The organism is Niallia sp. Man26 (assembly GCF_022049065.2).
Lineage (GTDB): Bacteria > Bacillota > Bacilli > Bacillales > Cytobacillaceae > Niallia.
This window is the reverse complement of sequence record NZ_CP095743.1, coordinates 1,486,348-1,507,723: the sequence shown is the minus strand read 5'-3', so window position 1 is coordinate 1,507,723 and position 21,376 is coordinate 1,486,348. Positions and strand designations below refer to the sequence as shown.

Sequence of the window (21,376 nt, the reverse complement as noted above, 5' to 3'; positions counted from 1 at the left end):
CTAGCACATAGTTTCTAGGTTTTTCATACTCATAAAAATGTAAAATATACAATATAATTGTATAGTTGTGCCAATTCATTGTCAAGAGCTTGAATTAGGAGGATAGACACTAATTTAAGGGGTTTCATCTTATTCGCCTATGCATAATCTAGCATTTACTGGTAAATTATACATCTTTCTCTCTTCTTGTAAAAAACTGTTGCGAAACGAATAGATTCTAATTCCCAACCCTCAGATAAAATCGATTCGTATTACTAGTATAGACAGGAAAAAAATACCTAAACAGCACCTTTAGCTGTTTTTCAAATAACGAAAAAAGGATAGCAGTCTAGTGACCGCTATCCTATCCTTTACGTTAGTCTACTAATTCAAAAGACTCTTGGTCTTCTTCATCTTGTCCTGGTTTTAAGACAACTTCGTTATCCAAACCGTAGTGGTCACGAATCTTCTTCTGAATTTCAAGAAGAATATCTTTGTTTTCTTTAAGGAAAAGCTTCGCATTTTCACGGCCTTGGCCTAAACGCTCATCATTATAAGAATACCAAGATCCGCTCTTTTGAACAATATCCAGCTCAGAACCAAGATCAATTGTCTCGCCTTCTTTGGATATACCTTCTCCATACATGATGTCGACTTCCGCAACTCGGAACGGCGGTGCTACTTTATTTTTCACAACTTTGATTTTCGTTTTATTTCCGACTATATCCGTACCTTGTTTAAGTGTTTCAGCACGGCGAACTTCTAAGCGAACAGTTGAATAGAATTTCAATGCACGGCCACCTGGTGTTGTTTCAGGGTTTCCGAACATAACGCCGACTTTTTCACGAATCTGGTTAATGAAAATCGCGATTGTTTTCGATTTGTTGATTGCACCTGAAAGCTTACGAAGCGCTTGTGACATCAAGCGAGCTTGCAAACCAACATGGGAATCACCCATCTCTCCTTCAATTTCCGCTTTAGGTACAAGTGCTGCAACGGAATCGATAACAAGGATATCAACGGCACCACTTCTTACCAATGCTTCCGCGATTTCAAGCGCTTGTTCTCCCGTATCCGGCTGAGAAAGAAGCAGCTCATCAATGTTTACACCGAGCTTTTGTGCGTAAACAGGGTCTAACGCATGCTCTGCATCGATAAATGCAGCTTGTCCACCAGTTGCTTGAACTTCTGCAATTGCATGTAGAGCAACAGTCGTTTTACCTGAGCTTTCAGGACCATAGGTTTCAATAATACGGCCTCGTGGATATCCGCCAACCCCAAGTGCTGCATCCAATGCTAATGAACCGCTCGGAATAGTGGAGACAACCCGGTCTGTCTGTTCTCCTAATTTCATGATACTACCTTTACCAAATTGTTTCTCTATTTGTTTTAATGCCATTTCTAAAGCAGCTTGACGATCGCTCAAAAAATTCTCCTCCTTTAATATATAAAAATGAATCATTTCCCATTCGGCAGATTCATTTGGTGTTCAAGAATATATATTAAATATACTCTTTTTCTCCGAGTTTGTACAGCAAAAAGTAGAACATTCATTCGTTTTTTTTAAAATGCTGCACCATAACTAAGAAACGAGCCAGGAGTGCTAATTACAGCTTCTTCAATTCTTTAAGCAGGAAAAATTGTCCGTATTTTGACGATCTGCTTCTGTTTGCCGAACGTCCTCCTCCAAGAAGAAGCTTTTCTGAAATAGTCGGTTTTCCTTTCACAGCAATTCCGATATAAACAGTTCCAACCGGATGCCCTTCTAACTCATCAGGACCAGCGACTCCTGTGAAGCTGATTCCGATATCTGTGCCAATCAGTTTAGCGACGTTTTCAGCCAGTTCGATTGCACACTGCTCACTTACAACACCGTGTTTCTTAATAGTCTCTTCCTTAACAGAAAGAACATTTTGCTTCACTTCATTCGTATAGCAGACCACTCCACCGCCAAAAACAACGCCTGCTCCTGGGATGTTCGTCATTTCCTGCTGGAACAATCCGCCGGTGAGGCTTTCGGCCGCAGCGACAGTCAGTCCGTGTTTCTCTAATTCCTTAGAAAGCTCTTTAGCAAGAGTCGTGTCATCATACCCATAGAAGAATTCGCCGACACGTTCAAAAATCTCTGTTTCAGCAGCATCAATTAAACGCTCTGCTTCCTCTTGTGAATCATGCTTGCATGTTATGCGGAGAGTGACTTCCCCTTCGCCAGCCAGCGGTGCGATTGTCGGATTTGACTGCTTATCAATCAAATCAACAATTTCTGTTTCCAGCAGCGATTCTCCTATGCCGAAAAAGCGCAGCACTCTTGAGACGATAAGCTCTTTTGTTGTCAGCTTTTCCTGCAGTGCCTGATAGCCGTATACATCGAACATTGGCTGCATTTCCTTAGGCGGACCAGGAAGGAGCATGTAGAAACGGCTGTCTTTTTCAAGGAACATTCCAGGCGCCATTCCATGATCATTTGCAAGTATGCGGGAGCCTTCCAGTACTAGCGCCTGCTTCTTGTTATTTTCTGTCATCGTGCGCTTAGAACGCACAAAGTATTGCTCGATTGAATGGAGAGCATCTTCATCAAAGACAAGCTTTTTCCCAAGATGCAAAGCGATTGTCTCCTTCGTCAAATCATCCTTTGTAGGACCAAGGCCCCCGGTAAAAATAAGAAGATCTGAACGAGACTCGGCAATCTTAATCGCATCCTCCAAGCGGGTTGAATTGTCCCCAACCGCTGTGTGATAATAAACATTTACTCCGAGATTTGCCAGTTGCTTTGAAATATATTGGGCGTTTGTGTTGGCGATTTGACCGAGCAGTAGCTCAGAACCAACAGCTATGATTTCTGCATTCATCCGTTCATTTCCCCTTTCTCTCTCCCATATATGGGTGTCTCTTTCCTTATTCCCAACTTGCCTTTAATTCAAAAGTTAATTTCTGCTGAAAATTATTTAGAATTAGCAAAAACATGCTTATTCTTAGCGAAATAGTCCCAACCAGACCAGATTGTAAAGATTAAAGCAACCCATAAAGCGATTTGATCGAATTGTAGTCCAATCAATTCAAAAATCATGTTGTGCAAAAGCAATGCGGAAATTGCGACGATTTGTGCCCATGTCTTTATTTTCCCAAGCATGTTTGCAGCGACCACTTCTCCGCCTTTTGCAAGAATAGCACGCAGCCCTGTTACAGCAAATTCTCTGCTGATAATGACAATAGTAATCCAGGCAGAAGCCATATCAAAACTTACAAGTACAATTAGAGCAGCTGATACAAGCAGTTTATCTGCCAAAGGGTCAAGAAATTTGCCCAAGTCTGTCACGAGATTATATTTTCGTGCGAAGTAGCCGTCAACCCAATCTGTTGTCGATGCCAAAATGAACAGAAGTGCGCCGACAAAATGAGTCACAGGCAATGAAACGCCAAGCAGCTCCAGTTCGCCCCAAGAAAAGTCTGCAAGCATAATGACTAAAAATACCGGAATTAACAGTATTCTTGAAATGGTTATTTTGTTAGGTAAATTCATCTTACTTCCTCCGTTTTATGTACAAAAATAGCGTTATTTCATCATTGGCCAGTCAAAGAAGACTTACGTTACGCAAAATTAGCCAAAATAGTATGAAAACATTAGTATTATACCCAATAATAATAAAAAAAGCGAAATATAGTGACCTAGCAGACTCTCTAAACATGCTGCATATTAAGAAAGAAGTCTGCAAAAAGCAAGAAAGAGCCGATTACACAGCCCTTTTTTCTTGCTAAATGTTTTTTGTTATTCACTATCCTTGACATACTTGATTGTGATGTCTTGGCGTACGGAATCTGACGGCGAAACAGCAAAATCGATTTTCTCATCGTTAACATAAACCTCTGTTTGACTGCTGTTACCGATGACAAGCACCGCTTCTGTTTCCTTCGAGTAATCTACTGTCTTAGATTCTTCTCCATCTTTATCGAGAATGCCTTGGAAGAAAGAATACCCTTTGCCGTTTTGCATGTTCACCCATGTCTGTCCTGTTGAAACAAGCTTGACGCTGAACTTGTCCGCATTTTTCAATTCATATGTAGAGGCGCTTCCGCTTGTTCCGCTAACGGTAATTTCCTGCTTAGGCGTTTCCTCTTCCTCTTCTTCAGCAGGCTCATCTTCTTTAGTTGCTGTATCGGCCGCTTTTTCTTCAGAGGCATTGTCATCTTTCGCCTCGCTGTTTTCCGTATCCTTCAGCGTTTCTGACTCGCCATACTTCGCTTCTGTTGGGGCGTTTTCATTCTCTGCAGCAGAGTCACCATTGCCACCTTTTGATATGAAATACCATGCAATGGCAGCCACACCAATAACGAGCAATGTGATAAGAATCTTCGGCAATATATCAAATACCTTTGATCCGCCTTCTGACATCGTTTGTCTTGATGTCACCCTTGAGAGCTTCTCTGGTATTTCCTCATTGCCGCTTGACGGGATTTCGCTCTTATATTCTTCAAACAAGTCATCAGCAGGCAAATTTACTGCTTCCGCATATTGTTTAATGAACGCTCTGGCATAAAAATTCCCGGGCATCATGCTGAAGTTGCCCTCTTCAATCCCGATAAGATAACGGGTTTGTATTTTTGTAATTTCTTGCAGCTCCTCAAGGCTTAAGCCTTTTGCAAGCCTTGCTTCTTTTAATCTGTTTCCTAGTTCACTCACAAATAACACCTTCCAACTTGCTAAAAATCAAATCCTTGAAACTCATTTTGTAAAAGCAGCGCATTCTTTTTGCGGACATCTAAGATGATTTCTTCATTCGGCTCATGACGAAGCTCGATAATATAATCAAAATCATCTAGTGAATATTCCGTATTATGAACAAACACATCCGGATGCTCGACCACTTTGACAGCAGGAAGGCGCATCACTTCCCTGATCAGCTGCCAATGCTTCTCGTTTATCTGCTTGCTAGAAACAACTCCATCTATAATAAAAAGATTGTTCTCACTATACTCATCTTGAATCAGTGAACTTCTGACAGTCTGTTTTAATAACGTTGAGCTGACTGGAAGCCACCTTTTGTTAGCACTGACGCTTGCTGCGACAATCGATTCTGTTTTGCCAACCCTGGGCATTCCTCTTATCCCTATTAGCCGATGTCCTTCGAGCTTAAACAGTTCTGCCATAAAATCGACCAATAGCCCCAGTTCAGTGCGGACAAACCGAAATGTTTTTTTGTCATCTGCATCTCTTTGTATGTATCTGCCATGACGCACAGCCATTTTGTCCCGAAGAGTCGGCACACGGAGCTTGAACACCTTGATCGTGTCCATCGTATAAAGGATGGATTCCAGACGCCTCACCTGCTCATCATCGGTTGTTGTCATTAAAAGGCCTCTCCGCCCATCATCGACCCCATTGATGGTAATAATATTGATGGAAAGCATACCTAGCAATGATGATATTTCCCCGAGTAGTCCAGGTCGATTTTTTTGGATTTCATATTCCAGATACCATTCCTTCTCTCTCAAAAAAATCCTCCCCAAATCTTGTTCTGTTCGTTTTTTTAACTCTATATAATAATAAAGGAAAGTTCCTAAAGATGAAAGAAAAAACCAAGCACTTTCCGATAAAATTAGAAGCATGTGCAGCTATGTATTATTTGAAGCTGTTTTTCAAAAAGGAAAAGAGGCAGCTTATCCATAAGGTGACCATAAAATGAAAAAAAGGAATAGCTTTAATTGCCTTCTTGCTTTTTACGGATCTCCCTATAGATATAGCCGCCTCGAAAAATAACCCTAATTAACGGTCAGTTCCGTTGTTTTGAACAAGCTTGACCATCATGTTCGCAATTGCATGCTGCTCTTCTTCAGAAGCAACAGACCAAAGATCAGCAAGAATTCTTTCCTGATCGTTTTTTGGTTCTACTTGGTTTGATAAGTAATCACCAATTTGGAATGCAAGATCACCAATAACGCCTTTGTTCATTCCTTCGTTTTGTGCATGATTAAGGCGGTCACCTAAAAAGTCTTTCCATTGATCCCAGTTTTGCAATATAGACATAGAGGTACTCCTTTCCATTCTGTAAGTTGTATTACATAGTTATTTTGGATTGTTCAACCGAATTATATGCATAACAACTTAGGAAAAAATCTTTTACACATGCCAGCCGCCATTTGGTGATAATACTTGTCCTGTTAAATAAGAGGAGTCGCCAGACAGCAAAAATAAAACGCTTTGTGCGACTTCCTCTGCCTTTCCAAGCCTGCCCATCGGAATTTCCTCTGCCATCCATTCCTTTTCTTCAGCTGTAAACATGCCGAGCATCTTTGTATCGATAGCACCAGGTGCCACAGCATTAACGCGAATACCATTTCTGGCAACTTCCTTGCTCAATGCCTTAACGAAGGATAGTTGGGCACCCTTTACAGTGGAATAAGCAACCTCCATCGATGCACCGATTTGTCCCCAAATCGAAGATATAGCGACAATATTGCCAGCTTGCTTTTGTGTCATTTTCGGCAAAAGCTCCCTTGTGACAGATATTAAGGAAGCGACATGTAGATTCCATAGCTGGTCCATTATTTCATCAGTCGTATCCGCCAACATTCCGTAAACACTCACTCCGCTGGCATACACGATACCATCAAGGGAAAAAATCGAATTTATCACTTGTTTATATCCATCCCGTTTGCTTAAGTCAGCTTTTATTGCTATATAATCTTGACCAAATGGCGCTATCTCTTCAAGTAGTTTTCGGATAGCCTCCTCATTCTGGTTATAATGCAAATACAAGGAATACCCCTTGCTTGCTAGCAATTTTGCAATGGCTGTGCCAATTTCCCCTGTTGCTCCTGTAATTAAAATATGTTTCCCCATTTTGTTCACTCCGTCATTTCTAATGTGTACAGCAAAAAAGGAAGTGGGTTTCATCCCATTTCCTTTTTGCTGTTAACTGCCTTATGCTATGCCTTTGGCACAACTTGGCAGACAGTGATTCTGTCTTCGTCAATAAACCGCTGTGCAGCTGCCTGAATGTCCTCTACAGTTATTTGTTCAATCGTTCCGACAACATCAAATAAATTCATATCATTGAAGGAATATCTTGTAAACTGATTCGCAATATATTCAGGTGAATTAACGGCACGAAGGAAGGTTCCGATTCGTTTCTTTTTCGACCGTTCAAGCGTTTCCTTTTGAATCGCAGTTGATTTTGCCTCTAGAAGTATTTTTTGAATTTGCTCTGCAAGTTCATCCGGCTTGCTTGTATCTCCGCCGACCATCGCAAAGCCAAAGCCCTTTTCCTGTGTATAATCATAAGAGAAGGTATCATCAATCAACCCTTCAGAAAACAGATGTTGATAATTTTCGGAGCTGTTAGAGAAAAGCAAGTCGAGCAACGTGTTAATACACAGCTCATTCTTCAGCATTTCAGCACCTTGCTGCTCGGTGTCCACTGCTTTAACGCCGACAAGGCATTTGGATGTTTGCACATTCATATTAAGCACTTGTTTCTTTTTATGCACCTCTAGTGGTTCTTCCTCAAACTGCCTTTTTATTTCCGACTTTTTCGTATAGTCCTTCTTCTGCTGGTTTGCTTTAATACTTTCCATATATTCGTTAGGATCTACCGGACCGACAATAAACAAGAGCATATTGCTAGGGTGATAAAAAGTATCATAGCACTCATACAGCAAATCCTTTGTAATATGTGATATCGACTCAATTGTACCTGCAATATCAATTTTAACAGGATGGTTTTTATACATGTTTTCAATCAAGCCAAAATACAAACGCCAGTCAGGATTATCATCATACATGGTAATTTCTTGGCCGATAATACCTTTTTCCTTTTCAACTGTCTGTTCAGAGAAATATGGATCTTGCACAAAATCAATTAATGTTTCTAGGTTGTTTTCAACATTCTGTGTGCTAGAAAATAAATAAGCCGTTCTTGTAAAGGAGGTAAATGCATTAGCAGAAGCTCCGTTTTTGCTGAACTCTTGGAAGACATCACGGTCCTTCTTCTCAAAAAGCTTGTGCTCTAGAAAATGAGCGATGCCATCTGGAACTTTTTTATATTCTGTTCCGTTCAACGGGACGAACATGTTGTCAACAGACCCGTAATTTGTTGTAAACGTACAGAATGTTTTGTTGAAGCCTTTTTTCGGGAGAATATAGACTTTAAGCCCATTATCAAGCTCTTCAAAGAAAAGTTCTTCCTGCAGCTGTTCAAAAGAGATTTTTTCCATTAGTTATTCCCCTCCGATCCTGATAGGAAATAGATTGTATCCAATTCGATTTTATTAGCAACACTTTGAATTTCTTCCTTCGTTACCTTGCTGATGGATTGCAGCCATTGGGACATATCCACTTTTACACCGCTTACTGCATTATGGTAGAACACCTCAATCATACCTCTTGCTGTATCAAGTGTTTCAAGTATTTGATTATGAGTGACTGCCTTTGTCTGCATAATTTCATCATCAGTGAAATCACCCTTTTTCATTAGCTCTAACTGCTCCTTAATGATAGATACAGCCTTTTCATAATTTTGCTGGTCAATCCCTGACAAAACCATCAACAAGCCTTTATGACTTTCAATCCGGCTTGCAGCATAGTAAGCAAGACTTTCTTTTTCTCTTACATTAAGGAAAAGCTTGGAGTGGGAAAAGCCGCCATAAATGCCATTGAATATTTGCAAAGCAAAATAATCTTCATCCCCATACACAACATTTGTTCTGTAACCGATATGAAGTTTGCCTTGTTTCACATCTTGAACTTCCTTTACTTCCTTTTCCTTTACTTCCTTATGTACCGCCCTCGTATGTTCGGAAGCCGTTCTATCAGCAAATGGCAGCTTTGTGCTTATATAAGAGGCTATTTCCTCTTCATCAATATCTCCTACAACAAATACATCGATTTGATCCTCTTGTCGCGATTTCTCATAGTATTGATACAGTTCTTCTGCTGTGATAGGATCTACCTTATCAGCAATGCCGTTTACACCTAAAGCATATGGCTCTCCTTTAAACATTTCTTCTACTAAACGGAAATTAGCATACCTCATTTTGTCATCATAAATGGATTGAATTCTTTGCTTCAAGGCCCTTTTTTCATCTTCGACTATTTTTGCTACAAAGGATTTTCCATCTCCGTTAGGGTTAAAAAGAATTTCCGCCAAAAAATCGACGCCTTTTTTCAGCAGCGGGTCTGGATTGCTCAAAAACTTTTCATTAGCTATTTCTAAGGAGAAGGAAATAATTTGATAATCACCTTTTTTGGAAAGGTCAATAAAAAATGTCGCTCCATATAACTCTTCCAAATATGAACGAAGTGTTGCGGTATTTGGGTACTTATTGGAGCTGTTTTGCAGGACATACGGCAAAAGAGCCCTTAATGTAGCACTTTCTTCTGTAATGGGAGCCTTCCACTTTACGACAATATTATTTGTTTTAAACTTCTCTGTCTTAACAGTATGCAGATTATATCCGCCGTATTTCCTGACTTTCTCTTCAGCAACACTCATGGGCTACCTCCTAAGTTCACTGCACTAAAAAATGCATATTTTTATAACTATAGTATTGACTCTAATACAAAGGATATTCTTACTATAACTTTGTTAAGCACACGTTTTCAAGTTTCTTTCGTGCAAATCACAACCGTGTTTATCAAATCGTATGTTTTAATACCACTTCATAATCCTTAAAACAAAAAAATCTCCTGTTGCATAAATGCAACTAGGAGATTTTTGTAATATAATTATCTGCTTCCTTTTATATATGGGACACCGGAAGCTTTCGGTGCATCTGCTCTGCCGATGAAGCCAGTAAGTGCGATGATTGTCAGCACATATGGGGCAATCAGCAAGTATACATTCGGAATGTTCTCAAGGAATGGCAAGCTGCTTCCGACGATGCTCAATGATTGGGCAAATCCGAAGAACAGGGCCGCACCCATCGCTCCTAATGGATTCCACTTTCCGAAAATCAATGCTGCAAGAGCCATGAACCCTTGTCCGCTGATTGTAGAATGAGTGAAGTCATTTGTAATCGACTGTGCGAACACACCGCCGCCGATACCGCCTAACGCACCAGATAAAACAACACCGATATAGCGCATTTTAGTAACATTGATACCCATTGTATCAGCTGCCATCGGATGCTCCCCAACAGCACGGAGACGAAGACCGAATGGTGTTTTGAACATTACAAACCAAGAAATAATAGCTACTATAATAGCCAGATAAGATGTCCAGTACGTATTCTGGAAGAACAATTCTCCAATGACTGGAATATCTTTCAATACTGGAATATCCACTTTTTTGAAGCTGTATTGAATTGTTGCAGTTTGTCCTTTGTCATAAATCAGTTTAACCAAAAACATTGCCAAACCTGCTGCAAGCAAGTTTATCGCAACACCGGAAACAGTCTGATCAGCGCGGAATGTGATGGACGCAACAGCATGCAGCAAGGAAAAGACTGCGCCAACGACCATTGCACACAATAAGGCTACCCATGGAGTCCATGCTCCTAAGCTGTCTGCAAAAGTTAAGTTGAATACGATGGAAGAGAATGCCCCCATCAGCATAAGACCTTCTAGCCCGATATTAACAACACCGGCACGCTCTGAGAAGTTACCGCCAAGCGCAGTAAAAATCAGCGGAGCAGCCCATAATAGTGAAGAAGGAATGACAATTAATAATACATCCATTAATCCCACTTACTTCTCCCCCTTTTTACTTTTATTTTTGCTCATTTTCTCTAAGAAGATGCGTATCATATAGTTTGCTGCCACGAAGAATACGATTAATGCGATGATGATATCAACCATTTCATTCGGCACACCAGCCTCGAGCGGCATATTCAACGCTCCGACTTTCAAGAAGCCGAATAAAGCGGCTGCAAAGACAATACCTAATGGTCCATTTGCACCGAGAAGAGCAACGGCGATTCCATCAAATCCTACGCCTGTGAATCCAGCTTTATTGCTGACATATTCGAATGTTCCTAATCCTTCCATTGTACCTGCAAGACCTGCAAAGGCACCAGAGATTACCATAGAAAGAACGATATTTCTGTTAACATTCATACCGGCATATTGCGAAGCATTCTGGTTAAAGCCAACTGCTTTCAATTCATAGCCTTTAACGGTTTTCTCAAGAATAAGCCACATAATAAGCACACATGCTAGAGCTATTAAAATTCCCCAGTGTAAACGGGAATAATCTGTCATGCTGCTCAAGAAATCTGAGCGAAGAGACGCAGATGCCGGAATATTTTCCGTACGGTCTGCCTTATCTGTTAATACATTACGAATTAAATAGTTTGATACATGCAATGCGATATAGTTCATCATAATGCTGACGATTACTTCATGCACTCGGAAGCGTGCTTTTAAAAATCCTGGCACAAATGCCCATAATGCACCTGCAGCTGCTCCTGCAAGCACTGCCAACGGCAAATGAATGATTTTCGGCAAATCAAAAGCGACTCCGACCCACACTGCTGCAAGCCAGCCGACGATTAATTGACCCTCTACTCCGATATTAAACAAGCCTGTACGGAAGGCAAATGCCACTGCAAGTCCTGCAAGGATTAACGGAGTAATCTGGCGCACTACTTCACCGACAAAGTAGACTTCGCCGAATGCGCCGTTCCACAGTGCAGTATATGCTGCAGCAGGATCATAGCCGGTAACGAGCATGATGATTGTTCCAACTATAATGCCCAGCAATACAGATATAACAGGTATACTTATTTTTCTTATTGTATTAGACATTCTTCTCCACACCCACTTTTTTATCTTTCGATCCTGCCATTAATAATCCTAGCTCTTGTTCTGTTGTATTCTTCGGGTCTACCTCCGCAATAATATTCCCTTCAAAGATAACAGCAATCCGGTCGCTAACATTTAAGATTTCCTCTAGTTCGAAGGAAACAAGCAACACCGCTTTTCCTTTATCTCTTTGTTCTATCAGACGTTTATGGATAAATTCAATCGCTCCAACATCAAGTCCGCGTGTCGGCTGTGCCGCAATCAAAAGATCTGGGTTTCTGTCCACTTCTCTTCCGATGATTGCCTTCTGCTGATTACCGCCTGATAAAGCTCTCGCTGGAGTATGTGCGCCAGGTGTTCTTACATCGAACTCTTCAATCAGCGTTTTCGCTTTTAAATCAATTTCCCGTTTGTTCAAGAAGCCAGCCTTAGAAAATGGCTGTTTGTAATACGTTTGCAGCACCATGTTTTGACCAATTGGGAAATCAAGAACTAAGCCGTGTTTATGACGGTCTTGCGGGATATGGCCGAGACCGCTTTCTGTGATTTTTCTAGGTGTCAGCACGCTGAGCTCTTTGCCGTTCAGTTTAATGCTTCCGTTATCTTTTTTTAGCAGCCCTGTTATCGCTTCAATCAGCTCTGACTGCCCGTTACCATCTACACCGGCAATTCCGACTACTTCGCCGGCACGGACATTCAAGTTAAGCGAATTTACAACAGGTACTCCCCTAGAATCTTTAACAGTCAAATCAGAAATTTCCAAAACTGTCTCTTTAGGCTGCGGTGCTTTTTTGTCGGTTTTGAATGTAACTTCACGGCCGACCATCAAGTTTGCAAGCTCTGTTGGATTTGTTCCGCTTACATCGTATGTACCGATTCCTTCCCCTTTGCGGATAACGGTTACACGATCACAAACTTCCATGATTTCCTTCAGCTTATGAGTGATTAAGATGATGGATTTTCCTTCCTTAATCAATGTTTTAAAGATGCCAATGAGTTCTGTAATTTCCTGAGGTGTCAGCACAGCAGTAGGCTCATCAAAGATAAGGATTTCCGCTCCGCGGTATAAAGTCTTTAAGATTTCCACCCTTTGCTGCATACCTACAGAAATATCAGAAATTTTCGCCCGTGGGTCTACTGCAAGCCCGTAACGCTCACTGATTTCTCTTACTTCATTTTCTGCCTTTTTTAAGTCTATTTTTCCTTTACTTACTGTTTCTTTTCCTAAAATAATGTTTTCTGTAACAGTAAAGGTATCGATCAGCATGAAATGCTGATGGACCATCCCGATGCCCAAATCATTCGCTACATTAGGGTTGGAGATGTTGACCACTTTCCCTCTTGCTCTGATTTCTCCTCTTTCCGGCTGATAAAGTCCGAACAATACGTTCATCAATGTTGACTTTCCTGCACCGTTTTCCCCTAACAATGCATGAATTTCCCCTTTTTTTAACTGAAGGGTTATATTGTTATTGGCAACAATTCCAGGAAATTCTTTTCGGATATTCAGCATCTCAATAACATATTCCATCTCATTCACTCCTTCTTCTCCACAAACGAATGTCAAATAATTAAAAATACAGCTGGCAAAAAAATATTTAAGTGTCAGCAGTAAGAGGAATTTCTGCAACCTATGATATTTAACTATTTCGCTATAATTTCACCATCGTAAAATTTTTAATAAAAAGCAGAAGGCTTCTGCCTTTTAGTTAAAATTCTAGTTATGGTCGTAAAAAAGGAATAAGTGTTTTGCCATGCAAACCACTTATTCCTGTAAAAACTTCTTAAATCTAATTATTGTACAGTATCAGGAACAGTGTACTCACCGTTTTTAATTTTGTCTGTCCATTCTTTAACAGCAGCTTCGATGTCTGCTTTGTTTTCTGCTTCTTCGTTGATTTCAGCTAGACCAACACCGTCTTCAGCAAGTCCGTATACAGAAGTTTCTCCGCCTGGGAAGTTTCCTTCTTGAGCTTTAGTTGAGATATCTTGAACTGCAGCAGACACACCTTTAAGTGCAGAAGTCAATACGATATTGTGGTCGCCGACAACACCTTCAGATGCTTGGTCAGAGTCAACACCGATTGCCCAGATTGCTCTTGATGGATCTTTTTCCTTTAGCTCACGAGCTTCTGTGAAAAGACCAGCACCAGTTCCGCCTGAAGCGTGGAAAATTACGTCAACATCAGAAGAGTACATTTTGCTTGCAATTGTTTTTCCAACTTCCGGCTTGTCAAATGCACCAGCATATTGGGAATCAATTGTAGCGTCAGGGTTAGCTTCTTTTACACCAGCTTCAAAGCCAGCTTCAAAGCGAGTGATAACTTCACTTTCTACTCCGCCGATGAATCCGATTTTATTTGTTTTTGTTGCTTTACCAGCAGCTACTCCAGCAAGGAAGCCTGCTTCTTGTTCCTTAAATGTAATGCTTGCTACGTTTGGTTCGTCAACTACAGCATCAACAATTGCAAAATGAGCATCTGTTTGCTGTTTAGCAATTTCATCAATTGCCCCTTCCATCATGAAACCAATACCATACACTAAGTCATATTTTTGGCGTACTAAGCTGTTCAAGTTTGTTGAATAATCAGAGTCTGATTGAGATTGTAAATAGTCGATACCATTTCCTTTGTCAAGTCCATTTGCTTTACCGAAAGCTTGCAGGCCTTCCCATGCTGACTGGTTGAATGATTTATCATCAACACCGCCGACATCTGTTACCATTGCAACGCTGAAAGAATCACTCTTTTCTTCTCCAGAAGATCCTTCGTTATCATCGTTTTTACCACAAGCCCCTAAAACAGTCCCAGCAGCAAGTACTAAGGACAGCGCTAAACCAAATTTACGCTTTTTCAAGGTTTGTACCCCCTAATTTTTTTTGTTTTTTGTTTTCATAGTGAGAAATGCTTTAACAATAGTTTCTCCGATTGTCACGAATAAATTCGTTTTCTTAGCACTTGAAAGCTAAACTTATCGGCTCTAAAGTAATTGACTGAATAAAGCACCGGCTCATCCTTTTCATCATAATGCATCTGCTTTAAGACTAGCAGTGCAGTTTCAGGCTCGCATTGTAAGATCGGAGAGATTTTTTCATGATAGCCGATCGGCTCGATTTGCGCGACAGCATATGTAATTTTCTTTTGGGCATCCGCTTCCAAAAACTGAAAAATTGAATCGTTTTCATACGAAAATCTTTCAGGCAGAATATTTTGCAGAAGCTTGTCTATACAATAAACAACAGGCTCTCCGTTAGCAGTTCGAACACGTTCGATCACTACTATCTCTTCGTCTTGCGTGCAGGAAAAACGCCTTGCATCCTCTTCAGTTGAACATTGAGTTGTTGAACTTAGAAAAATTGTTCCTGGATTCATTCCAGCTTGCCGAATCATGTGGGTCACACTGTGGAGCTGTTCAATGCCTGAATTGAAAAGCGGCTTGCTGTTGACAAATGTCCCAACGCCATGACGCCTTATGATGACATTTTCCTCTTCCAGTGTGCGCAGCGCCTCTCTTAAAGTAGCTCTGCTTACGCCCAAAGTTTTTGCAAGCTCAAATTCAGAAGGGAATTTTTCTTTTTCTTTGTAAATCCCATTCTCAATATCACGTTTCAGTCTGTCCACAACCTGCAAATATAAATGCCTTGTATCTGACTTAATTAGCATGCGACCTTCCTCCAAAAACTTTCTAAGACATCAGACATCTGATGTTCAATCATTCCTACTAATCGAAAATACTATAACACTTTTTGACTAATAAATAAATAGTGAATTGTGAAATAAGTCGAAAAAAAAAGAGAAAAGAAACAATTGTCCGGAAATGACTTCCAATTCTATTGCTTCTTTCTCTTAATATTCGTCTTTACAAGATATTTTTTCCTTTAGTCTAGTAAAACATTTGTATTATAATGCTTAAAACCGAACTTTAATAGTATAACCTATTTCGGCGTACGAAAGATAATCCGTTTTATAAATTGATCTCTTCTGATGCTTTTGGCACAAGAACTGTCCGCGGTTTGCTGCCCTCATACGGACCGACGATGCCCCTTGCCTCCATTTCGTCAATGAGGCGGGCAGCTCTTGTATATCCGATTCTAAACCGTCTTTGTAGCATACTTACAGACGCAGTCTGCATTTCAATAATCAAGTCGACAGCTTCTCCATACAAATCGTCCTCTACAGCTCCTTGATTTGTTTCAGCAATCTCATCAGGAATCATCTCCTCCTGATACTGGGCCTTTTGCTGGCCGATAACAAAGTCCACTACTTCTTCCACTTCCTCATCCGACAAGAAAGCACCTTGAACACGAACTGGTTTGCTCGCTCCATATGGGAAAAACAGCATATCACCGCGGCCAAGAAGCTTCTCCGCTCCGCCCATGTCAAGGATTGTCCGAGAATCTGTTTGAGAAGATACAGCAAAGGCAATCCGTGAAGGGATATTCGCCTTGATGACACCTGTGATTACATCAACAGAAGGGCGCTGTGTTGCGATGATTAAATGAATTCCAGCTGCACGCGCCATCTGCGCCAGTCTTGTTATCGAATCTTCCACATCATTAGACGCGACCATCATTAAGTCTGCAAGCTCATCTACGATCACGACAATATACGGCAAAAGAGGCTGCTTTTCCTGCTCCTCTGCATTATACCTTTTGACATAGTCATTATAGCCTTCAATATTACGAGTTCCTGTATGGGAAAACAAATCATATCTTCTTTCCATTTCGCTTACGACCTTCTGAAGAGCCTGAGATGCTTTTTTCGCATTCGTAACAACAGGTGCAAGGAGATGGGGAATACCATTATACACATTCAACTCGACCATCTTCGGGTCAATCATCATCATCTTAACCTCATGCGGTTTTGCCCGCATGAGAATGCTTGTGATAATCCCATTGATGCAGACACTCTTACCGCTCCCGGTTGCTCCGGCAACAAGCAGATGGGGCATCTTATTCAGTTCAGCACAAACAGCATTCCCTGTAATATCTCGCCCGAATGCGATCATTAACTTACTTTCCGGCTTATCATTTTTATTCGTTTCGAGCACTTCCCGTAATGACACCATCGCTACTTCCGAATTAGGCACTTCAATCCCAATTGCCGATTTGCCTGGGATTGGCGCTTCAATGCGGATGTCCTTTGCCGCAAGAGCCAATGCCAAGTCATCACTTAAATTGACAATCTTGCTTACCTTAACTCCCTCGCTCGGATGCACTTCATACTTTGTGACAGCAGGGCCGAGATGGACCTCAGTTACCTTTGCCTTAACACCAAAACTATGGAATGTTCTCTCCAGCTTTGCTGCATTTGCATGAATTTGTTCATATTCTCCGCTTTGGTCTGCCTTTTTCGGGGCCATTAATAGTTTGATAGGCGGAAGCTCATAATCTTTATTCTCCACCTCTGTGAAGGTAATCGGAGCAATAATCTCCTCTGTTTCAATTGGTTCACTAGCGTTGCCAGCTTCTTCCTGGACTTGTCTGTCATCATAAGCATTCTCTGTAAAAGAAGAAATGATAGGTTCAGCATATGCAGGCTCTTCAGACTGCTGGATAGGTGGATTAACAATTAAAGGCTGAACTTCCTCCTCAGCTTCTTGTCTACGCTCCACTCTTTGTCTCCTTGCTGTCCGGTCTGACTGCCTGTCCGCTTTTTTCGCTTCCCTTTTCGCAATGCGCGCTTCTTTCCACTCACGAATATCATCTAGAAACTCCAGCCATTGCCGCTTTATAAAGCTCCAAATAGACAGCATCATCTTGCGGAAAGCACCGCTGAGCGTCTTGCCTGTCAACAGAATTATACCTGTAATAATGGCTAAGAAGCTGACAATTTGCGTGCCTGCCGTATCAAATAAATAATGAAACATCGCAAACAGGACTGCCCCAATCATACCGCCTCCCAAGCCAATCTTTGAGGCATTGCCGTCCGCTTCATACCAAAACAGCTCCCAAGTATTAAAAATGACGCTTGGATTGGTAAATCTACCTTCTCCTGACAGCATATTAAACAAAGATACATGGGTTAAAAGCAGGATTGCTCCAACAATTAAATAGAGGCCATTCAGTTTAGTATGAAATAAATATGGCTTCTCTCTTTTCCACATCAAATAGCCGCCATATACAATCAGCCCAAGGAGGCTTAAAATATACCATTCACCCGTAAAGAAACGAAAGAACAGCACAATCGTCTTTCCTACAACTCCTAGCTGCAAGATAGAGATAAAGCTTAACGTAATTAAAAGAAGAGCAGCAAGTTCATACTGAATTGTTTTTTTCAGATGCTGTTTCTTTTTCGTTTTTCTTGTTTTTCTTTTTGCCATGTTTATCACCTAATGTTTCTATGTTTTCTTAAGTATCTTTATGTATGAAATAAGCAGCCTTAGTTCGGCTGCTTAATGTTTGGTTATTCAATTCTATTATATCATAAGATGGAAAAATACAGTCATAATAATGGAATCTTTGCCCCTGGCTGAACAGGAGCATGCAAATAATGGCTTGGATCTGTCGAAAGCACACGCACTACCTCATATTCATGCATCTCATTTTTGGCAACGAGGAGCGGAATACCGTTAAAATCAATTACTTGCTGTTTTTCATACGTTTCTTGACCGATAGGAAACATTAACTCCTCCGGCATCATCGTATACATAATCATTGTACGATACCTTCGTTCTTATCTTTATTCAGTTCAATGAGCTCATTTAGCTTTGTCATCGCTTCGCCCACTCCGCCGACACTGTCAATCAGTCCAGACGTCACTGCATCACTGCCAATTACATTTGTTCCAATATCCCTTGTCAGGTTACCTTTTGCAAACATTAAGTCTTTAAAGCCATCTTCTTCAATTTTGCTGTGCTTTGTCACGAATTTCACTACTCGCTCCTGCATCTTATCCAAATACTCAAAGGTTTGCGGAACTCCAATAACAAGACCTGTCAAACGAATTGGATGTATCGTCATTGTTGCTGTTTCTGCTATGAATGAATAATCACAAGATACAGCAATCGGCACACCAATTGAATGTCCTCCCCCTAGCACAAGGGAAACAGTTGGCTTAGAAAGGCTAGCAAGCATTTCAGAAATTGCCAAACCTGCCTCTACATCACCGCCGACTGTATTCAAAATGACAAGTACTCCTTCAATCTTCGGGTTTTGCTCAATGGCGACAATTTGCGGAATAAGATGCTCATATTTAGTTGTTTTATTTTGTGGCGGAAGCTGAAGATGTCCTTCAATCTGCCCAACAATTGTTAAACAATGTATTTTAGAATCCTGCGATAGTTGCGGTACATTCGTTTGACCAAGCTGCTGTATTTTTTCCATTAAAGAAGATGCTGGTTTGTCTTCTTTTGGCTGAGTCTCTTCTGTATTATTTGCTTCATTTCGGTTAGCCATAATTTTCTCCCTTCCTTTCACATGATGTTTTTATTATGAAGCTAGAAGGAGAATTTCATGCGAACCAAAATAAAAATTCCGCAAAGCCTCGTCATTTGGCTGAACATTAATGTGCTTGTCCTTTTAATATCTTTCTATTCGACATCGTAATCAAGCCAGGTGCCGTTTAAGACTGTAAGGATATGAGCATAAAGAAAGGACCTTGCTCATAGCAAGATCCTACTCCCGTTTATCCTTGTTCGTTTTCACTATCTTGTTTGTGTTTTACCCCTTTGCTTTTATAGGGTTTTGCACTTTTGGCTTTTTTAGCACTAGCCTGCCAGCGGTTCCAGCCTTTTTTACCGGTCCCTCTGCCTATACCACTCTTGCCTTTTGCTTTGCTCATTTTGTCACCTCATAATGTTAAACGCCATATCTACCCACTAATCTTTCCTTTGAAGGAAACGTACATGCAAAAAAGTTTCCTTGATTGCACAAGGAAACTTTTTTATCCTTACTTTCTTGGCGTTTTAACTTCCATAATAATCGGCAGAATCATCGGTCTGCGCTTTGTTTTTTCGTACAAGAACTGATTTAATGTATCTCTAATATCTTGTTTAATGCCTGTCCAATCAAAGCTGTCTTTGCTAATGCTTTTTTCGACAATGTCTTTAACCCGATTTGCAGCTTCTTCAAGCAGCTGTTCGGACTCTCTAACGTAGACAAATCCTCTAGTAATAATTTCAGGTCCGGCAGAGATTTTTCGCTCTTGCTTATTCAATGTTACGACAACTGTCAAAATTCCGTCCTGTGATAAAAGTTTACGGTCTCTTAAAACAATATTGCCGACATCGCCAATACCGCTTCCGTCAATAAGTACATTGCCTGATTGAACCTTGCCGCTTAAACGAAGCTTGCCGTCTTTAATTTCAATCATTTCACCTAGTTCAGGGATATGGATATTTTGCGGTTGCAAGCCGGTTTTTTCCGCTAGCTGAGCATGTGCTTTCAACACGCGGTATTCCCCGTGAATCGGCAGGAAGAATTTCGGCTTTAGAATATTGATCATAAGCTTAAGCTCTTCTTGGCTACCATGATTCGAACTATTGAATGTTTTGTTTCCTGTAAGGACACTTGCACCAAGTCGGTAAAGCATGTCGATTGTTTTTCCAACAAACACTTCACTGCCAAGGAGTGAAGATGCTGCAAATAGAATTGTATCTCCATCGCCAATATTTACTTGCTTATGGTTTTTCCTTGCCATTCTTTGCAGCGCTTCAACAGGTTCACCTTTGTTTCCTGTTGTTAAAATAATCGTTTGATTTTTCTCAAATCCTTGGATTTCCTGGAATGATACTAGAATATCTTCGGCAATATCGATATAACCGTGCTTCATCGCAATATTTAAGATAACTTGAAGGTTTTTCCCCATTATCGCAATCTTGCGCTTTGCCTTCGCAGCTGCATCAAAGATATGTTGAATTCTGTTCAAATCTGTTGCGAACACAGTTGCAATTATTCGGCCTTTTGTACGAAGAAAAGCAGCTGTCAATTCCTCTGTTACGACTGCATCTGACGTTGAGTAGCCCGGCTTGTCTGCATCCGTACTGTCAGAAAGCAAGCAAAGAACGCCTTTCTCCCCAATTTTCGCCATCTCTGCAAATTCCGGCTTATAAAGATCGCCTGCAGTTTGGTCAAATTTAAAGTCGCCAGTATGTACAATCGCACCTTCAGAAGTGTGAATGACAATAGCAATACTGTCAGGAATACTGTGGTTCACTTTAAAAAAGGATACAGACGCAGAAGGGAATTTCAGAACAGTTTTTGATGTGACAATTTCAAAACGAACTTGCCCTTTAAAGTCCTGTTCCTTCATTTTCTCTTTTGCCAGTTCAGCAGTAAGCCTTGTCGTATAAACAGGTACGTTCAGCTCTCTTAAAAAGAAGGATAGACCCCCAATATGGTCCTCATGTCCGTGCGTCAAAAAGATACCTTTTACTTTTTCTTCGTTCTGCTTTAAATAAGAGATATCTGGAACAACAATATCAATTCCAAGCATCTCGTTTTGTGGATACATTAAGCCAGCGTCAATTACAAATATGTCTTCATCGACTTCGACTGCCAACATATTTTTTCCGTTCTCCCCTACTCCTCCGAGGGCGACCAGCTTTATCTTTTCATTTGTTTTCAATTTTTGTTTCCTCCTATGTTGAGTTAGCCGACCATTGATCAGTTAACAATATTATACTTTATCTATTTAAATGTTTACAACCAATTTCAAAGAA

At 40.7% G+C, this 21,376-nt stretch carries 19 protein-coding genes; all 19 read right to left on the bottom strand.

The genetic code is table 11. The annotated features are described in order from the left end of the window. Positions 1-355: 355 nt before the first annotated feature. The 19 genes from recA to L8T27_RS07400 all read right to left on the bottom strand — a co-directional run bounded on the left by recA (position 356) and on the right by L8T27_RS07400 (position 21,282). Positions 356-1,405 (bottom strand): recombinase RecA, encoded by a 1,050-nt coding sequence (gene recA, locus L8T27_RS07490; RefSeq protein WP_233314330.1) that lies wholly within the window; start codon positions 1,403-1,405, stop codon positions 356-358. A gap of 181 nt (positions 1,406-1,586) precedes the next feature. Further along, positions 1,587-2,828 carry a competence/damage-inducible protein A gene (locus L8T27_RS07485; RefSeq protein WP_237941199.1) on the bottom strand — a complete coding sequence of 414 codons (1,242 nt, stop codon included), beginning with the start codon at positions 2,826-2,828 and terminating at the stop codon, positions 1,587-1,589. Positions 2,829-2,920: 92 nt separating this feature from the next. After that, positions 2,921-3,499: a CDP-diacylglycerol--glycerol-3-phosphate 3-phosphatidyltransferase gene (gene pgsA, locus L8T27_RS07480; protein ID WP_233314332.1), complete on the bottom strand. Its 579-nt coding sequence runs from the start codon at positions 3,497-3,499 to the stop codon at positions 2,921-2,923. Positions 3,500-3,745: 246 nt separating this feature from the next. After that, the gene (locus L8T27_RS07475; RefSeq protein ID WP_233314333.1) at positions 3,746-4,657 is read right to left on the bottom strand and encodes a helix-turn-helix domain-containing protein; all 912 of its coding nucleotides are present in this window, start codon (positions 4,655-4,657) and stop codon (positions 3,746-3,748) included. Between the two features lie 20 nt (positions 4,658-4,677). Next, entirely contained in the window at positions 4,678-5,469 is a 792-nt protein-coding gene (locus L8T27_RS07470; RefSeq protein WP_233314334.1) for a YmfK family protein, read from the bottom strand. Between the two features lie 271 nt (positions 5,470-5,740). After that, entirely contained in the window at positions 5,741-6,001 is a 261-nt protein-coding gene (locus L8T27_RS07465; RefSeq protein ID WP_233314335.1) for a DUF3243 domain-containing protein, read from the bottom strand. A gap of 93 nt (positions 6,002-6,094) precedes the next feature. Then, a complete protein-coding gene (gene ymfI, locus L8T27_RS07460) occupies positions 6,095-6,817 on the bottom strand; it encodes an elongation factor P 5-aminopentanone reductase (protein WP_233314336.1) in 723 nt (240 codons plus the stop codon). Positions 6,818-6,903: 86 nt separating this feature from the next. Continuing rightward, positions 6,904-8,190 carry an EF-P 5-aminopentanol modification-associated protein YfmH gene (gene yfmH / locus L8T27_RS07455; protein ID WP_237941198.1) on the bottom strand — a complete coding sequence of 429 codons (1,287 nt, stop codon included), beginning with the start codon at positions 8,188-8,190 and terminating at the stop codon, positions 6,904-6,906. Continuing rightward, on the bottom strand, positions 8,190-9,467 hold the full coding sequence (gene yfmF / locus L8T27_RS07450) for an EF-P 5-aminopentanol modification-associated protein YfmF (RefSeq protein ID WP_237941197.1): 1,278 nt from the start codon (positions 9,465-9,467) through the stop codon (positions 8,190-8,192). Before yfmF ends, yfmH begins: the two co-directional genes overlap by 1 nt. A gap of 233 nt (positions 9,468-9,700) precedes the next feature. Beyond that, the gene (locus tag L8T27_RS07445) at positions 9,701-10,660 is read right to left on the bottom strand and encodes an ABC transporter permease (RefSeq protein ID WP_233314339.1); all 960 of its coding nucleotides are present in this window, start codon (positions 10,658-10,660) and stop codon (positions 9,701-9,703) included. Then, positions 10,661-11,719 carry an ABC transporter permease gene (locus L8T27_RS07440; RefSeq protein ID WP_233314340.1) on the bottom strand — a complete coding sequence of 353 codons (1,059 nt, stop codon included), beginning with the start codon at positions 11,717-11,719 and terminating at the stop codon, positions 10,661-10,663. It lies immediately after the preceding gene. Next, positions 11,712-13,247, bottom strand: coding sequence for an ABC transporter ATP-binding protein (locus tag L8T27_RS07435; protein WP_233314341.1), 1,536 nt, complete (start codon positions 13,245-13,247; stop codon positions 11,712-11,714). The genes L8T27_RS07440 and L8T27_RS07435 overlap by 8 nt, the downstream gene beginning before the upstream one ends. A 263-nt stretch (positions 13,248-13,510) precedes the next feature. Continuing rightward, on the bottom strand, positions 13,511-14,572 hold the full coding sequence (locus L8T27_RS07430; RefSeq protein WP_233314342.1) for a BMP family lipoprotein: 1,062 nt from the start codon (positions 14,570-14,572) through the stop codon (positions 13,511-13,513). Positions 14,573-14,646: 74 nt separating this feature from the next. Then, positions 14,647-15,378 (bottom strand): GntR family transcriptional regulator, encoded by a 732-nt coding sequence (locus L8T27_RS07425; protein ID WP_233314343.1) that lies wholly within the window; start codon positions 15,376-15,378, stop codon positions 14,647-14,649. A gap of 301 nt (positions 15,379-15,679) precedes the next feature. Beyond that, positions 15,680-18,037: a DNA translocase FtsK gene (locus L8T27_RS07420; RefSeq protein ID WP_233314344.1), complete on the bottom strand. Its 2,358-nt coding sequence runs from the start codon at positions 18,035-18,037 to the stop codon at positions 15,680-15,682. A gap of 122 nt (positions 18,038-18,159) precedes the next feature. After that, positions 18,160-18,372, bottom strand: coding sequence for a YlzJ-like family protein (locus tag L8T27_RS07415; protein ID WP_233314345.1), 213 nt, complete (start codon positions 18,370-18,372; stop codon positions 18,160-18,162). Beyond that, positions 18,369-19,112, bottom strand: a complete 744-nt coding sequence (locus L8T27_RS07410) for a ClpP family protease (protein WP_233314346.1) — start codon at positions 19,110-19,112, stop codon at positions 18,369-18,371. Before L8T27_RS07410 ends, L8T27_RS07415 begins: the two co-directional genes overlap by 4 nt. A gap of 229 nt (positions 19,113-19,341) precedes the next feature. After that, positions 19,342-19,497, bottom strand: a complete 156-nt coding sequence (locus L8T27_RS07405; RefSeq protein WP_233314347.1) for a DUF3934 domain-containing protein — start codon at positions 19,495-19,497, stop codon at positions 19,342-19,344. Positions 19,498-19,605: 108 nt separating this feature from the next. Then, positions 19,606-21,282 (bottom strand): ribonuclease J, encoded by a 1,677-nt coding sequence (locus tag L8T27_RS07400; RefSeq protein WP_233314348.1) that lies wholly within the window; start codon positions 21,280-21,282, stop codon positions 19,606-19,608. Between the last annotated feature and the right edge of the window lie 94 nt (positions 21,283-21,376).

Excerpts from the sequence above, each read along its gene's own strand:
- yfmH (WP_237941198.1), bottom strand. The coding sequence starts at position 8,190 with ATGGAAAAAATCTCTTTTGAACAGCTGCAGGAAGAACTTTTCTTTGAA.
- L8T27_RS07440 (WP_233314340.1), bottom strand. The coding sequence starts at position 11,719 with ATGTCTAATACAATAAGAAAAATAAGTATACCTGTTATATCTGTATTG.
- L8T27_RS07485 (WP_237941199.1), bottom strand. The coding sequence starts at position 2,828 with ATGAATGCAGAAATCATAGCTGTTGGTTCTGAGCTACTGCTCGGTCAA.
- L8T27_RS07425 (WP_233314343.1), bottom strand. The coding sequence starts at position 15,378 with ATGCTAATTAAGTCAGATACAAGGCATTTATATTTGCAGGTTGTGGAC.
- L8T27_RS07410 (WP_233314346.1), bottom strand. The coding sequence starts at position 19,112 with ATGGCTAACCGAAATGAAGCAAATAATACAGAAGAGACTCAGCCAAAA.
- ymfI (WP_233314336.1), bottom strand. The coding sequence starts at position 6,817 with ATGGGGAAACATATTTTAATTACAGGAGCAACAGGGGAAATTGGCACA.
- yfmF (WP_237941197.1), bottom strand. The coding sequence starts at position 9,467 with ATGAGTGTTGCTGAAGAGAAAGTCAGGAAATACGGCGGATATAATCTG.
- L8T27_RS07465 (WP_233314335.1), bottom strand. The coding sequence starts at position 6,001 with ATGTCTATATTGCAAAACTGGGATCAATGGAAAGACTTTTTAGGTGAC.
- L8T27_RS07435 (WP_233314341.1), bottom strand. The coding sequence starts at position 13,247 with ATGGAATATGTTATTGAGATGCTGAATATCCGAAAAGAATTTCCTGGA.
- L8T27_RS07405 (WP_233314347.1), bottom strand. The coding sequence starts at position 19,497 with ATGAGCAAAGCAAAAGGCAAGAGTGGTATAGGCAGAGGGACCGGTAAA.
- L8T27_RS07420 (WP_233314344.1), bottom strand. The coding sequence starts at position 18,037 with ATGGCAAAAAGAAAAACAAGAAAAACGAAAAAGAAACAGCATCTGAAA.
- L8T27_RS07415 (WP_233314345.1), bottom strand. The coding sequence starts at position 18,372 with ATGATTATGTATACGATGATGCCGGAGGAGTTAATGTTTCCTATCGGT.
- pgsA (WP_233314332.1), bottom strand. The coding sequence starts at position 3,499 with ATGAATTTACCTAACAAAATAACCATTTCAAGAATACTGTTAATTCCG.